This window comes from Flavobacterium sangjuense (assembly GCF_004797125.1).
Classification (GTDB): domain Bacteria; phylum Bacteroidota; class Bacteroidia; order Flavobacteriales; family Flavobacteriaceae; genus Flavobacterium; species Flavobacterium sangjuense.
Genome location: NZ_CP038810.1, coordinates 2577039 through 2595138, shown reverse-complemented (window position 1 = coordinate 2595138; position 18100 = coordinate 2577039). Strand labels below are relative to the sequence as shown.

Here is an 18100-nt window from a genome sequence, read left to right as displayed (position 1 = left end):
TAGTAGAATAATCTATTGATAAACTGAATTTCGGGCTTGAAGTAGTTTAGATGTAGGCTTTGCAAGTGATAGTTGATTTGGGTTATACTATATTTACGGCTAAATTAGAGACATACCAGTGAGGAACCCAATTTTTTCTACGAATAGCTCAAATACTCGTTTAACTGACATTTTTCTTTCATTTTAAACTTTTCAACGATGCTTTTTGATATTTCATCCTTTTTCAAATAGGGTATAAACGAAAGAAACACCTGCTTTCACAGGTGTTTCTTTAATTTTAAATATATAAAAATATTTTTTTAGAGTGCTGTAATTATGAATTCAGAACGTCTGTTAAGTTGATGTTCTGCTTCTGTACATGGAACGTCATCAGCGCATTTGTTTACTAACTCTCTTTCGCCTAAACCTTCTGATGTTAAACGAGTTGCAGCAATGCCATTTTTAATCAACCAGTCTTTGGTAGATTTCGCTCTGTTTTTAGATAATACATCATTATATTTATCAGAAGCTCTACTATCTGTATGCGAACGAATGTTGATTTTCATTGATGGATTTTGTTCTAAAACATCTAATAGTTTAGCTAAATCAATCGCAGCATCAGGTCTGATATTCCATTTGTCTAAATCAAAATAGATGATATTGATTTTGAAACAATCTGCTAAATCGTCACCAATTTTAACTTTACAACCTTCAGATTTAAGTTCAATATTAAGTTCAGTTTTACCTGTTTCTTTACCAATCGTTACCGGAACTTCTTTAGTCGTATAGTCTTCATGAGAAGCTCTTACGTAATATTTTTTACCACATTCAACTTCGGTAAACTCATATTTTCCTTCTGCATCAGAAGTGGCTTCTTTTATCTTATTGAAATTGTCGTCAAAGAGTTGCAATTTGGTGTTTGGCAAAACAGCTTTAGTATCTTCATCGGTAATAACTCCAAATAGTATTTGCTCACACCAAATAGGTTTTGTCTCAACAAACTTATAGATATCATCGCTTCCTTGTCCGCCATCTCTGTTAGAACTTAGGAATCCTTTTTTAGTTTTAAAATTAATAATAAAGGCAAAATCATCTTTTGGGCTATTCGCTTCTTCACCAACGTTCAGCACTTCTTTGAAATTAGTACTGCCGTCTTTCGGAATTTTAGTGATATATATATCCAATCCACCTAAGCCTGGCTGACCATCTGAAGCAAAGTACAATTCGTTATCATCAGAGATAAAAGGATAGGTTTCTCTACCTTCGGTGTTAATGGCATCACCAAGATTTTCAGTGTTACCAAAGCTGCCATCTTCATTTATTTTTACTTTAAACAAATCGGATTGGCCACGTGTTCCCGGCATATCAGAAACAAAGTATAAAGTTTTTTCGTCCGGAGATAGGGTAGGATGTGCCGTTTGATAACTATCACTATTAAATGGAAGAGGCGTAATATTATTCCATTGTCCGTCTTTATCTACAGTAGCTTTATAAATTTTCAAAAGCGTTACTTTACCTGCATCATAACCTCTTTTTTCCAGATAGTTATTACGGGTGAAATAAACTGTTTTTCCGTCTTTTGTAAAAGTTGGAGTATCTTCGTGATATTTGGTATTTAATTTTTTTCCAAATTTTGCAACAGCACCAAGTGAACCATCTTCCGATATAGGTGAATCATAAAGATTGGTAAAATATTGACCTGTCCAAGTGTGAATTCTTTTCGAGAAATTTCCGGTGTCTCGGGCAGATGAAAATACCACTTTGGTTCCCATATAAGCTGTTCCGTAATCAGAGTATTTCGAATTAATACCTGCATTTTCGATTTTATATCGACCAGAGTTCTTTTTAATTTCAGCTAAATAATTTTTGTTTTTAGCAAAAATTTTGGCACGTGCATCACCACCTTTTTTCTGTACAAACGCAGCCATCATAGCATCAGATTTGTCATTTTCCTTAACGGCTTTAAGCGTTTGGGCATGACGATAATAGAATTCAGGTTCCTGATCCGGATTGGTTGCATAAAGTTCAGCATACCATTTGTTAGCCTTTTCTAATTCGGCATTAAAATAGTAAGCGTTCCCTATTTTGAGTAACATATCAGGCGATTTGTATCCTTTTTCATAGATACGCTCATAGGTTTTTATGGCATCAATATAAGCGTATTTTGCATACTCTTTATTTCCTCGTGCCTCTGTTTTACCAATAACCTGCGAATAACCATTCACACAAGTGATAGCTAATAGTACTAAGTATGTAATTTTATTTTTCATGATTTTGGGGTATTAGAAGAATCTAGGTGATACCATTTTACTAACTTTATTGAACAACTCAAATCGTAAGAATACCTCATGGGAACCCGAGTTATATCGTCTTAATTCTGTTGTTTCCATATCATAACTGTAACCAATAAATAAACCATCGGTTACCTGAAAACCTGCCAATGCACTCACTGCAGCATCCCAACGGTAAGCTCCTCCAAGCATTAACTTGTCAAAGAACAAGAAATTAGCTGAAGCATCCACCTGAAGCGGAGCACCGGTTACCAGTTTGGTTAAAACTGCAGGTTTGAATTTTACTGAAGATCCGATGTCAAAAACATATCCACCAATAAAATAAAAATTCATTCTTTCTTGAAATACAGCAACATCATTATCGTTGTATTTAGAGTCCTGCAGGAAGTTTGGCACCGAAAGCCCTAAATACAATTTGTCTGAATGCAGGTAAACTCCAGCTCCAAAATTTGGAGAAATCTCATTGTCGAAATTTTGAAGATTTGGATCATTAGCCTGAGCAGGTGTCAACTTATCAGTATCTAAATTGAATATATTCCCCGAAGCTTTAACTCCAAAAGACAGTTTGTAATCATCATTCATAGGAATAGTATATGATAAATCGGCAGAAATCGTATTGTCACTAGTCGGACCAATTTTATCACTTACCAAAGACACACCAAGTCCTAGATTACTGTTATTGATTGGAGTATTAAGGGAGAAAGCGTTAGTGGTAGGAGCGCCATCTAATCCTACCCATTGGGTACGATGCAATCCAAAAATACTCATAACTCCTCTTGATCCTGCATACGCCGGATTGATATTTATGGTGTTGTACATGTATTGGGTAAACTGTGCATCTTGCTGAGCAAGTCCAGAGTAACACGTTAACATCAAAGCGAAAATTAAAATTTTTGTTCTCATATTTTCTATTTTTTATCCTGAGGATTTTTCAACCCTCAGGAATTAGTAGGTTTTTTTATCTGGTAAGGTATAAGTATCCGTCTTTATTGATAGATTTTCCGGTAGTTGAATCAGTCCATTGAATGATGTAGAAATACGTTCCTGTTGGCAATTCATCCGATTTGCTGATTGTAACCCTTCCTTCGGACACACCTTCAAATTTTTTGGTACTGTTGTCATAGTTTTTGGTTTCATAAACCAAAACTCCCCAACGGTTGTAAATTTCAACAGTATTAGGTAAATGACACTCCTGGTCAATGTTATCAATTTGGAACCATTCATTTATACCGTCACCATTTGGAGTAAATGCGTTGTGAATGACAACAGTGTCACATCCTAAAACAGCACATAATTCAACAGGTACAATTACATTTACTTTTTGCGGACAAGTATTTGCATTGGTATAAGTATAACTGAATGTATAATTACCTTCTACAACTTGGTAGGCATTGAATAAAGAACCATTAAATGTTCCTACATTACTTTCATTTACCCAAGTTCCTCCGGTAGGAGTACCAGTTGGTAAATAAGTACTCAAGTCCCATGTTATAGTTTCACTATCGTTACATACTTGATCAGTAACAGTTGCTTCTATATCCGGATTAGAGATTACATTGATTAGCTGTTGGAACTCTCTTGTATTTCCACAAGCATCAGTTACAGTCCAAGTTCTTGTAATAGTATAAACACCATTTACAACAGTAGATGTAGTTATACTCGGTACCGGAGTAACAACAGTTCCTGTACAATTATCAGTAAATTGAAGAGCAGGTACAGCAGGTATATCACTACATGTAGTAATTGGAGTTTCAATAGTTCCAACTAATTCTGGAGCAGCTGTATCAGAAACAGCTATTGTTTGCGTTCCTGAAATTGAATTTCCACAGGCATCAGTAGCTGTCCAAGTTCTTACTATTTGGTAATTAGAAGGACAGTTTCCTTGTAGAATGTTCTCAGTCATACTTACTGTTGCAGCTCCACAATTGTCAGTTGCTGTTAATACAGCTGGATCAGGAATATTATCACATGACGCAGTAGTATTTGCTGGTATACTTTGATCAAATATCGGGGCAATAGTATCACCAACAGCAATAGTTTGCGATACCGAAGACGTATTGTCACAAGCATCAGTGAAAGTCCATGTTCTTGTTACAGTGAACGAGTTAGGGCAATTTCCTTGAGCAATTGTATCAACACCTTGTACTGTTATAGCACCAGAACAGTTGTCAACTGCAGTAAGCGAGATCATTTCAGGAACTTCACCTGTACAAGTAGCTGTAATTGATGCAGGAGCTTCAGGTGTTACCGGAGCTTGATTATCTACTACACTAATAGTTTGTGATACAGAAGAAGTATTGTTACAAGCATCAGTAAATGTCCATGTTCTTACTACAGTGAACGAGTTAGGACAGTTACCTGGCGTTGTTGCATCTACACCTTCTACTGTTATTTCACCGTTACAGTTATCAATCGCCGTAAGTGAAATCATAGCAGGAACATCACCAGCACAAGCAAAAGTTATGTTTGCAGGCGCTTCTGGAGCAACCGGAGCTACATCATCTACTACATTAATAGTTTGTGATACAGAAGAAGTGTTGTTACAAGCATCAGTGAATGTCCAAGTTCTTATTACAGTGAACGAGTTAGGACAGTTACCAGGCGTTGTAGCATCTACACCTTGAACAGTTATTTCACCAGCACAGTTATCGTTAGCAGTAAGCGAAATCATAGCAGGAACATCACCAGCACAAGCAACAGTTATAGTTGCAGGTGCTTCTGGAGCAACCGGAGCTACATCATCTACTACATTAATAGTTTGTGATACAGAAGAAGTGTTGTTACAAGCATCAGTGAATGTCCAAGTTCTTATTACAGTGAACGAGTTAGGACAGTTACCAGGCGTTGTAGCATCTACACCTTGAACAGTTATTTCACCAGCACAGTTATCAATCGCCGTAAGCGAAATCATAGCAGGAACATCACCAGCACAAGCAAAAGTTATGTTTGCAGGCGCTTCTGGAGCCACCGGAGCCAGATCATCTACTACATTAATAGTTTGTGATACAGAAGAAGTGTTGTTACAAGCATCAGTGAATGTCCAAGTTCTTATTACAGTGAACGAGTTAGGACAGTTACCAGGCGTTGTAGCATCTACACCTTGAACAGTTATTTCACCAGCACAGTTATCAATCGCCGTAAGCGAAATCATAGCAGGAACATCACCAGCACAAGCAACAGTTATAGTTGCAGGTGCTTCTGGAGCTACCGGAGCTACGTCATCTACTACGTTAATAGTTTGTGATACAGAAGAAGTATTGTTACAAGCATCAGTGAATGTCCATGTTCTTGTTACAGTGAACGAGTTAGGACAGTTACCAGGTGTTGTAACATCTACACCTTGAACAGTTATTTCACCTGCACAGTTATCAATTGCCGTAAGCGAAATCATAGCAGGAACATCACCAGCACAAGCAACAGTTATAGTTGCAGGTGCTTCAGGCGCAACCGGAGCTACATCATCTACCACATTAATAGTTTGTGATACAGAAGAAGTGTTATTACACGCATCCGTGAATGTCCAAGTTCTTATTACAGTGAACGAGTTAGGACAGTTACCAGGCGTTGTAGCATCTACACCTTCAACAGTTATTTGACCAGCACAGTTATCAATCGCCGTAAGCGAAATCATAGCTGGAACATCACCGGCACAGGCAACAGTTATAGTTGCAGGTGCTTCAGGAGCTACCGGAGCTACGTCATCTACTACGTTAATAGTTTGTGATACAGAAGAAGTGTTGTTACAAGCATCAGTGAATGTCCAAGTTCTTATTACAGTGAACGAGTTAGGACAGTTACCAGGCGTTGTAGCATCTACACCTTCAACAGTTATTTGACCAGCACAGTTGTCAATCGCCGTAAGCGAAATCATAGCAGGTACATCACCGGCACAGGCAACAGTTATAGTTGCAGGTGCTTCCGGAGCTACCGGAGCTAGATCATCTACCACATTAATAGTTTGTGATACAGAAGAAGTGTTATTACACGCATCCGTGAAAGTCCATGTTCTTATTACAGTGAACGAGTTAGGACAGTTTCCAGTCGTTGTAGCATCTACACCTTCTACTGTTATTTGTCCCGCACAGTTATCAGTTGCAGTAAGAGAAATCACAGCAGGAACATCACCGGCACAGGCAACAGTTATAGTTGCCGGTGCTTCTGGAGCCACTGGATTTGTAGTATCTTCTATAGTAAATGTTGCTGAAGTTGTTGTAGCATTGCCACAATCATCGGTAGCAGTAAATATTACTGTCACAGCGGCAGAACAATCATTTGCTATAGCATTGAAATTATTAGTCCAAGTTACATTAGAGCAAACATCAGAAGCAGAAGCACCACCATTATTGGCAATCCATTGTTGTAAAGCCTCAGAATTCCCACTACCATCACATTGTACTACTAAGTCAGTCGCAGCTGTATTAATAGTTGGTGCCGTAGTATCTTCTATAGTAAATGTAGCTGAAGTTGTTGTCGTGTTACCACAATCATCAGTAGCCGTAAATGTTACAGAAGCTGAACCTGTGTTACCACAACCATCGCTAAGAGCCTCAAAGCTGTTAGTCCAGGTTACATTTGAACAGATATCAGAAGCAGTAGCACCACCATTAGAGCTTAACCAAGCTTGTAGAGCCGCAGTATTTCCCTGACCATCACATTCCACAGTTGCATTAGCAGCAGCTGTATCAATAGTTGGAGCCGTAGTATCTTCAATAGTGAATGTAGCTGAAGTTGTTGTAGCATTACCACAATCATCAGTAGCCGTAAATGTTACTGTAGCGGTTCCAGTGTTTCCACAACCATCGCTAAGCGCATCAAAGCTATTCGTCCAGGTTACATCAGAACATGTATCAGAAGCGACTGCTCCACCATTAGAGTTTAACCAAGCCTGAAGGGCAGCTGTGTTTCCCTGACCATCACATTCCACCGTTGCATCGGCGGCAGCCGTACCAATTCTTGGCGCAGTAGTATCTTCAATAGTAAAGGTAGCAGAAGTAGTCGTAATGTTTCCACAATCATCTGTGGCTGTAAAAGTTACCGTAGCATTACCTGTATTACCACAACCATCATTTTTTTCGGTAAAATTATTAGACCATGTTACATTTGAACAAACATCTGAAGCCGAAGCTCCACCGTTAGAGTTTAGCCAAGCTACTAGAGCTTCAGGATTACCATTCCCATCACATTCTACAGTCGCATCAATAGCTGCTGTATCAATAGTTGGAGCCGTAGTATCTTCTATAGTAAATGTAGCTGAAGTTGTTGTAGCATTACCACAATCATCAGTTGCCGTAAATATTACTGTAGCAGTTCCCGTATTTCCACAACCATCGCTAAGCGCATCAAAGCTGTTAGTCCAGGTTACATTAGAACAAGCATCAGAAGCTGAAGCACCACCATTAGAAGCTAACCAACCTTGTAGAGTAGCAGTATTTCCCTGACCATCACATTCAACTGTTGCATTAGCAGCAGCTGTATCAATAGTTGGAGCAGTAGTATCTTCTATAGTAAATGTAGCTGAAGTTGTTGTAGCATTACCACAATCATCAGTAGCCGTAAAGGTTACCGTAGTAGAACCTGTGTTGCCACAACCATCGCTAAGAGCCTCAAAGCTGTTAGTCCAGGTTACATTAGAACAAATATCAGAAGCTGAAGCACCACCATTAGAAGCTAACCAAGCTTGAAGTGCAGCAGCATTACCATTACCATCACATTCAACTGTAGCGTTAGCCGCAGCCGTATCAATAGTTGGAGCCGTAGTATCTTCTATAGTAAATGTAGCTGAAGTTGTTGTAGCGTTCCCACAAGCATCAGTAGCTGTAAAGGTTACCGTTGCAGAACCTGAGTTACCACAACCATCGCTAAGAGCCTCAAAGCTGTTAGTCCAGGTTATGTTAGAACAGATATCAGAAGCTGAAGCACCACCATTAGAAGCTAACCAAGCTTGAAGTGCAGCTGTATTACCGTTTCCATCACATTCCACCGTTGCATTAGCAGCAGCAGTATCAATAGTTGGAGCCGTAGTATCTTCGATAGTAAATGTAGCTGAAGTTGTTGTAGTATTACCACAATCATCAGTAGCCGTAAATGTTACAGAAGCAGAACCAGTGTTACCACAACCATCATTTAATTCATTAAAGTTGTTAGTCCAGGTTACGTTAGAACAAATATCTGAAGCCGAAGCACCACCATTAGAGTTTAACCAAGCTTGTAGAGCAGCCGTATTACCGTTTCCATCACATTCCACAGTTGCATTAGCAGCAGCAGTATCAATAGTTGGAGCAGTAGTGTCTTCTATAGTAAATGTAGCTGAAGTTGTTGTGGTATTTCCACAACCATCAGTAGCTGTAAATGTTACTGTTGCAGTTCCGGTATTTCCACAACCATCACTAAGCGCATCAAAGTTGTTTGACCATGTTACACCTGAACAAGTATCAGAAGCAGCAGCTCCACCATTAGAGCTTAACCAAGCTTGAAGTGCAGCCGTATTACCGTTTCCATCACATTCCACAGTTGCATTAGCAGCAGCAGTATCAATAGTTGGTGCAATAAGATCCTGAACAGTAAATGTAGCCGAAGTTGTTGTAGCATTACCACAATCATCGGTAGCAGTGAATGTTACTGTTACGGCTGCTGAACAATCATTTGCTAAAGCATTGAAATCATTCGACCAAGTTACGTTAGAACAAATATCAGAAGCTGAAGCACCACCATTATTGGCAATCCATTGTTGTAAAGCCTCAGAATTTCCACTACCATCACATTGTACTACTAAGTCAGTTGCAGCAGTATTAATAGTTGGAGCCGTAGTATCTTCTATAGTAAATGTAGCTGAGGTTGTTGTAGCATTACCACAATCATCAGTAGCTGTAAAGGTTACAGTAGCAGAACCGGAGTTACCACAACCATCGCTTAAAGCAGAGAAGTTATTAGTCCATGTTACGTTAGAACAGATATCAGAAGAAGCAGCAGCACCGTTTGAGCTTAACCAAGCTTGAAGTGCAGCAGTATTACCATTACCATCACATTCAACTGTAGCGTTAGCTGCAGCCGTATCAATAGTTGGAGCCGTAGTATCTTCTATAGTAAATGTAGCTGAAGTTGTTGTAGCGTTCCCACAATCATCAGTAGCTGTAAAGGTTACCGTTGAAGAACCTGAGTTACCACAACCATCACTAAGTGCATCAAAGCTGTTAGTCCAGGTTACGTTAGAACAGATATCAGAAGCTGAAGCACCACCATTAGAAGCTAACCAAGCTTGAAGTGCAGCTGTATTACCGTTTCCATCACATTCCACCGTTGCATTAGCAGCAGCAGTATCAATAGTTGGAGCAGTAGTATCTTCTATAGTAAATGTAGCTGAAGTTGTTGTAGCATTACCACAATCATCAGTAGCCGTAAAGGTTACAGAAGCTGAACCAGTGTTACCACAACCATCATTTAATTCATTAAAGTTATTTGACCATGTTACATTAGAACAAGCATCTGAAGCTGAGGCTCCACCATTAGAAGCTAACCAAGCTGTTAAAGCTTCTGCATTACCATTACCATCACATTCCACCGTTGCATTAGCAGCAGCAGTATCAATAGTTGGAGCAGTAGTGTCTTCTATAGTAAATGTAGCTGAAGTTGTTGTGGTATTTCCACAACCATCAGTAGCTGTAAATGTTACTGTAGTTGTACCTGTGTTACCACAATCGTCGCTTAATGTTGAGAAATTGTTTGACCAGGTTACGTCAGAACATGCATCAGAAGCAGCAGCACCACCGTTAGAGTTCAACCAAGCTTGTAAAGCCGTTGTATTTCCCTGACCATCACATTGAACAGTTGCATTAGCAGCAGCAGTATCAATAGATGGAGCAGTTGTGTCTACCACTGTAATAATCTGTGTAAATGCTACAGAATCATTACCGCAAGCATCCATAACAGTCCATTCATTAGTATAGGTTCCTGTATTTATACAACCTATTGTAGGTATAAAATTACCATCTTTCTTGATTATGTTAGTTACATCAGCATCACACAAATCGGATGCTACCGGAATTAATGCTTGAGCGGCATCTAAAGCAGCTTTATCAGCACATTCAACAGTTGCATTTAAAGCACCATTAGCAGTTTCCCAAATAGGAGCTATAGTATCTTGAACAGTTATAACCTGAGTGAATACAGTTGATATATTATTGCATACATCATTCGCTGTCCAAGTATTGGTGTAAGTGCCAGCATTTGAACATCCTTGTGAAGGTACAAATGCACCAGATGTTTTAACATAAGTTATAGTTCCGGCACAGTTATCAGTAGCTACCGGAGCAAGTGCCTGAGCAGCAGCCAAAGCAGCAGCGTCGCTACATTCAACAGTTGTGTCTAAAGAACCAGCTGTTGTAGACCAGGTAGGAGCAGTAACATCCTGAATGGTTATAGTTTGTGTTCCGTCAGTGCTATTTCCACAAGCATCTGTTACTGTCCAGGTTCTGGTAATAACTCTATTACTTGGACATAAACCGGCTGGTGTCAAACAAACACTTTTGAAGTTAATACTTCCATTTACATTAGATTGTTTTCTTGAATATATAAACCAAGTTCCATTCATTGGTCCAGTTAAGTTTTCAAAACCAGAAACATAAGAAGTTAAACCAGTTATAGTATTTGGAGAAGACAATGAACCATTTGGCGTAAAGTTTTGCGCCACATTAGTCGCTATAGAATTATTATTATTCCATTGTGTATAACCTGAAGCAGTAGGATAGAATTCCGGTAAATATAATTCTTGAGAGTTTGAATCAGTATCATCGCAATTTCCACCAGTACAATAAGGACCAACTAAAATAACTGCTTGTCCACTAGGTGAAACCAATGTGAATTCAGCTCTTCCTTTTCCTTGATTTGTTTCAAATGCTAAAGCAACTTTTTCAATATTTGCAGCAGTTGCATTATTGAAACCTGTAACATCAAAATAGAAGTAATTTCCATTACCAGCATTAATATTGCTCTCAGTGAAGTTTCCAAAACATTCGTTGTCGTTAAAAGTTACTGTCGGATTAGCATCACAATTGTCACTAACATTTGTTGGGTTTCCTGTGTTTGAAGGATTAAGATTAACCGAACAATTTGCATCTGTATTTAAGGTAATATTGCCAGGTGTTGTGAAAGTTGGTGCCGTGTTATCTATAATTGTAACAGTTATGGTTGCAGTATCACAATTATCCGGGTTTAATTTTTCACAAATTTGATAAGTAAAAGTATAATCACCACAATGTCCAATACTTGTTAATGAAACATTTCCGTTAGCATCAATATTTAAATTTGGATAAGATCCATTTACGATTGACAAATTAACTTGTGCAATAGTAATATTGTTGTTGTTTAAGGAATCATTTGAAAGAATGTTTCCGATAGTTCCAATATTAGCACAATCAACGTTATAATTATCATTAACAGCCACAATCGGAGCCGCAGTAACCGTAATAGAAACGATTGCCTGATCACAATTAGTTGGATTTAAGATTTCACAGATTTGGTATGTTAAAGTATATGAACCGGCAGGCGTTCCAGGAGCAACCAATACGTTAGTTCCTGATAAAGTGATTCCCGCATTAGTAGAAGACACAAAAGTTGTGTTTACCTGAGAAGGAATAACAGCAACACCGTTAAGCGTATCGTTAACCAGTACATTAGTGAAAGCCGTTCCACCAACATAACCGTTGATAGGAGCCGCAGTATCGTCATTAGCCACAATTGGAGCCGCAGTAACCGTTATCGAAACGATTGCCTGATCACAATTAGTTGGATTTAAGACTTCGCAGATTTGGTATGTTAAAGTATATGAACCGGCAGGCGTTCCAGGGGCCACAAGTACATTAGTTCCTGATAAAGTTACCCCAGCATTAGTTGAAGACACAAAAGTTGTGTTCACCTGAGAAGGAATAACCGGAGCACCGTTAAGCGTATCGTTAACCAGTACATTAGTGAAAGCTGTTCCACCAACATAACCATTGATAGGAGCCGCAGTATCGTCATTAGCCACAATTGGAGCCGCAGTAACGGTAATAGAAACTACAGCCTGATCACAATTAGTTGGATTTAAAACTTCACAGATTTGGTAAGTCAAAGAGTAAGAACCGGCAGGCGTCCCAGGTGCCACAAGTACATTAGTTCCTGATAAAGTGATTCCCACATTAGTTGAAGACACAAAAGTTGTGTTTACCTGCGAAGGAATAACAGCAACACCGTTAAGTGTATCGTTAACCAATACATTAGTGAAAGCCGTTCCACCAACATAACCGTTGATAGGCGCAGCAGTATCGTCATTAGCCACAATTGCAGCCGCAGTAACCGTAATCGAAACGATTGCCTGATCACAATTTAAAGGATTAAGTACTTCACAAATTTGGTAAGTCAAAGAGTAAGAACCGGCAGGTGTTCCAGGAGCAACCAATACGTTAGTTCCGGATAAAGTTATGCCTGCATTAGTAGAAGACACAAAAGTTGTGTTCACCTGCGAAGGAATAACCGGAGCACCGTTAAGTGTATCGTTAACCAATACATTAGTGAAAGCCGTTCCACCAACATAACCGTTGATAGGCGCAGCAGTATCGTCATTAGCCACAATTGGAGCCGCAGTAACCGTAATCGAAACGATTGCCTGATCACAATTAGTTGGATTTAAGACTTCGCAGATTTGGTATGTTAAAGTATATGAACCGGCAGGTGTTCCAGGAGCAACCAATACGTTAGTTCCTGATAAAGTGATTCCTGCATTAGTAGAAGACACAAAAGTTGTGTTTACCTGAGAAGGAATAACCGGAGCACCATTAAGTGTATCGTTAATAAGTACATTAGTGAAAGCTGTTCCACCAACATACCCGTTGATAGGCGCAGCAGTATCGTCATTAGCCACAATTGCAGCAGCAGTAACTGTAATAGAAACTACAGCCTGATCACAGTTTAATGGATTAAGTACTTCACAGATTTGGTATGTAAGAGTATATGAACCAGCAGGCGTTCCAGGAGCAACAAGAACATTAGTTCCTGATAAAGTGATTCCAGCATTAGTTGAAGACACAAATGTTGTGTTTACCTGAGAAGGAATAACCGGAGTACCGTTAAGTGTATCGTTAATAAGTACATTAGTAAAAGCTGTTCCACCAACATAACCGTTGATAGGAGCCGCAGTATCGTCATTGGCCACAATTGGAGCAGCAGTAACCGTAATAGAAACGATTGCCTGATCACAATTAGTTGGATTTAAGACTTCGCAGATTTGGTATGTTAAAGTATACGAACCTGCAGGCGTTCCAGGAGCAACCAATACGTTAGTTCCTGATAAAGTGATTCCCGCATTAGTTGAAGACACAAAAGTTGTGTTTACCTGAGAAGGGATAACCGGAGCACCATTCAAAGTATCGTTAACCAGTACATTAGTGAAAGCCGTTCCACCAACATAACCGTTGATAGGAGCCGCAGTATCGTCATTGGCCACAATCGGAGCCGCAGTAACCGTAATAGAAACGATTGCCTGATCACAATTAGAAGGATTTAAAACTTCACAGATTTGGTATGTTAAAGTATAAGAACCTGCAGGTGTTCCAGAAGCAACTAATACGTTAGTTCCAGATAAAGTGATTCCCGCATTAGTTGAAGACACAAAAGTTGTGTTTACCTGAGAAGGAATAACCGGAGCACCATTCAAAGTATCGTTAACCAGTACATTAGTGAAAGCTGTTCCACCAACATAACCGTTGATAGGAGCCGCAGTATCGTCATTAGCCACAATTGGAGCCGCAGTAACCGTAATAGAAACGATTGCCTGATCACAATTAGTTGGATTTAAAACTTCACAGATTTGGTAAGTCAAAGAGTAAGAACCGGCAGGCGTTCCAGGTGCCACAAGTACATTAGTTCCTGATAAAGTGATTCCCACATTAGTTGAAGACACAAAAGTTGTGTTTACCTGCGAAGGAATAACAGCAACACCGTTAAGTGTATCGTTAACCAATACATTAGTGAAAGCCGTTCCACCAACATAACCATTGATAGGAGCCGCAGTATCATCATTAGCTACAATTGGAGCAGCAGTAACGGTAATAGAAACTACAGCCTGATCACAATTAGTTGGATTAAGTACTTCACAGATTTGGTATGTAAGTGAATACGAACCGGCAGGCGTTCCAGGAGCAACCAATACGTTAGTTCCTGATAAAGTGATTCCCGCATTAGTAGAAGACACAAAAGTTGTGTTTACCTGAGAAGGAATAACTACAACACCATTCAAAGTATCGTTAACCAGTACATTAGTGAAAGCCGTTCCACCAACATAACCGTTGATAGGAGCCGCAGTATCGTCATTAGCCACAATTGGAGCAGCAGTAACGGTAATAGAAACTACAGCCTGATCACAATTAGTTGGATTAAGTACTTCACAGATTTGGTATGTTAGTGAATACGAACCGGCAGGTGTTCCAGGAGCAACCAATACGTTAGTTCCTGATAAAGTGATTCCCGCATTAGTTGAAGACACAAAAGTGGTGTTTACCTGAGAAGGGATAACCGGAGCACCATTCAAAGTATCGTTAACCAGTACATTAGTGAAAGCCGTTCCACCAACATAACCGTTGATAGGAGCCGCAGTATCGTCATTAGCTACAATAGCAGCCGCAGTAACCGTTATAGAAACGATTGCCTGATCACAATTAGAAGGATTTAAAACTTCACAGATTTGGTATGTTAAAGTATAAGAACCTGCAGGTGTTCCAGGAGCAACCAATACGTTAGTTCCTGATAAAGTTATTCCCACATTAGTAGAAGACACAAAAGTTGTGTTTACCTGAGAAGGGATAACCGGAGCACCGTTAAGCGTATCGTTAACCAGTACATTAGTAAAAGCCGTTCCGCCAACATATCCGTTGATAGGAGCCGCAGTATCGTCATTAGCTACAATAGCAGCCGCAGTAACCGTAATAGAAACGATTGCCTGATCACAATTAGTTGGATTTAAGGCTTCACAGATTTGGTATGTTAAAGTATAAGAACCTGCAGGAGTTCCAGGAGCTACAAGCACATCAGTTCCAGATAAAGTGATTCCCGCATTAGTAGAAGACACAAAAGTTGTGTTTACCTGCGAAGTAATAACCGCAACACCATTCAAAGTATCGTTAACCAATACATTAGTAAAAGCCGTTCCACCAACATAACCGTTGATAGGAGCCGCAGTATCGTTTACGGCATCAATCAAAGTAGCAGTAACAGGAACAGTTACTGTTGCCGTAGCACAACTACAAGTTGCAGAAGCACCACAAATTTGATACGTTAAAGTATAATTTCCGGCAGGTGTACCAGGAGCAACAACAACATTGTTACCCGATAATGTTACTCCAGCATTAGTAGAAGAAACAAAAGTAGTAGTTACCTGAGAACTTGTTATTGGGTTTCCATCTAAAGTATCATTTACTAAAACATTTGTAAATGAAGTTCCACCCACGAAACCATTAATTGAACTTCCTGAATCGTTATTGGCAACAAATACTGCAGCATTAATATTAATTGTTTGTGATGCTGTACTTGTATTATTACATATGTCTTTCGCAGTCCAGGTTCTTGTAATAGAATAAGAACCATCACAATTTGTTGGAGTAGGGACATCATCAAATGTCAATGTTACCGAACTACAAGCATCAGTTGCGACAGCTTGTTGGAATGATGGTGTTGTGCTATAGCTTACAGCACTTGGTGCAGGTAATGCATCAAATGTTGGAGCCGTAGTATCGTCAACTGTTATTATTCTTGAAACTGAAGCCAATGTTCTACCACAACTATCTGTTGCAGTCCATGTTTGAGTTACTTTTCCGTTACAATTACCTGGAACTGTAGTTGTGAACGTCGATAAATTTGAAGTTCCACTAACTAAACATCCAGCACTTAATCCATTGGTAAATGGAAGTGTACTTGCAGCAGGTAAGCCTCCACAAGTAACAGTAATATCTGCAGGAGCAGTCATTGTTGGTAATGCAGCAGGACTAACAGTAATAGTTCTTGATACAGAAGCCAATGCTCTACCACAACTATCCGTTGCAGTCCATGTTTCAGTTACGGTTCCTCCACAAGCGCCAGGTGTTGCTGTGAAGGTAGAAGAATTTGAAGTTCCGCTGATTAAGCAACCTTCACCTAATCCATTACTAAATGAAATAGTGCTTGCAGCAGGTAAACCTCCACAAGCAACAGTGATATTTCCCGGAGCAGTCATCGTTGGTAATGTTGCCGGACTTATTGTAATAATTCTTGAAACCGGAGCCAAAGTTCTACCGCAACTATCCGTTGCAGTCCATGTTTCAGTTACTGTTCCACCACAAGCGCCAGGCGTAGCAGTGAACGTTGATGGATTTGAAGTTCCATTAATCAAACATCCGCCACTTAAACCATTGGTAAATGGGATTGTGCTTGCAGCAGGTAAGCCTCCGCAAGCGACAGTTATATTTCCAGGTGCAGTCATCGTTGGTAATGCAGCCGGGCTAATTGTTATGTTTCTGGATTGTGTAATGGTTCTGCCATAGATGTCTGTATATGTCCAGGTTTCTACTACTATTCCTCCACAAGCCCCACTTGGTGTTTGTGAACTTAAAGACGAAGTAACCGAGCCACTGATTAAACAAGCTCCTGAAGCACCATTAGTATAGGTTAATGTGCTTGTTGTGGCTGAACCACAAGGGACAGTAATGGCATTTGCCGTGGTAAATACAGGAACAGGTGCTATACTAGCAACAACTGTTCGTGATTTAGTAATAGTACAACCGTTTGCATCTGTTATTACAACAGAATAGGTTCCAGGTACCAAACCGGTAAGATCTTGACTGGTAGATTGTCCGGCAGGGATAACACCTCCACCTGAAGCAGTCCATAAATAAGTAAAAGGAGCTGTTCCTCCTGAAGGTGTTAAATCTAAAGCTCCTGTAGCTGAACCACATTGCGAATCAATATTCGCAAATTCTCCGTTCACACCACCGTTAACGGTAATGGATGGAATTTTTCCACATTTAGGCGAAATGTTGAGTGGATCTAACGGACAGGTTTCATTTCCAGCAGCAGTAGTCCAGGCTTCCCAGATATTCGAAATTTTGATAACATCCCCACAAGTGTAGGTAATATTACCAAAGTTTAAATAAGAAGTTGTACCGCCTGGTACAGGTCCATTGCATCCTGTTCTAGTTTGTGAAGAAATTAATGCACCTGTTGTACCACTATAGATTTCAACCGTTCCCCAAAAGGCAAACGAAGTTCTGGTGGACCCAGTGGTGTTACTAATTCCCAGCATTAGGTTTCTTGTAATTGTTGTCGGGGTAGGACAGGAATTACATGGACCTCCACCGGTTAATGTGGCCGCGACAACCTCAAGGTCTTTTGAGGTACAGGAAGTATTGGCTGGTGGAAAAGTCTGCGCAAAGGACATTGATATACAAAGTATATTAAGTATCAAGAAAGCGCACAAATTCTTCGAAAGTGTAAAATTTGATTTCATACAGTTAGGTTTAGTAGAATAGATTTGAAAACAGCATTTTCAGCAGGGAGTACTTTGTAGGTGTTTATGAAGTTGATAGATAATTGGGGTTATACTATATACACAAAATTAGTTTTGGTGCATTTTTAAAAATCATTTTATCTACGAACAGCATAAATAATCGACGAAATACATCTTTTTCTAGTTACTCTAGTTCTTGATTAATGTTTTTTTGGGGTTAATATTGATTTTTGACATGATAGATTTGGGTATTTAGGGTTATTTTTTTTGTAATTATTTATGTTTTACAGTTCGAAAGTAGCTAGTTAAAATCAAACTACCAAAA

Annotated in this window: 3 protein-coding genes; all 3 read right to left on the bottom strand. The window is 39.4% G+C overall.

The genetic code is table 11. The annotated features are described in order from the left end of the window. Nucleotides 1–299: 299 nt before the first annotated feature. From GS03_RS11390 to GS03_RS11380, 3 genes are read right to left on the bottom strand one after another with little or no spacing between them, the layout of a single operon-like run. The gene (locus GS03_RS11390; protein WP_136152668.1) at nt 300–2249 is read right to left on the bottom strand and encodes an OmpA family protein; all 1950 of its coding nucleotides are present in this window, start codon (nt 2247–2249) and stop codon (nt 300–302) included. A 12-nt stretch (nt 2250–2261) separates the two neighbouring features. Further along, on the bottom strand, nt 2262–3173 hold the full coding sequence (locus GS03_RS11385; RefSeq protein WP_136152667.1) for a PorP/SprF family type IX secretion system membrane protein: 912 nt from the start codon (nt 3171–3173) through the stop codon (nt 2262–2264). A gap of 55 nt (nt 3174–3228) precedes the next feature. Next, entirely contained in the window at nt 3229–17775 is a 14547-nt protein-coding gene (locus tag GS03_RS11380) for a gliding motility-associated C-terminal domain-containing protein (RefSeq protein WP_136152666.1), read from the bottom strand. Nucleotides 17776–18100 lie beyond the last annotated feature (325 nt).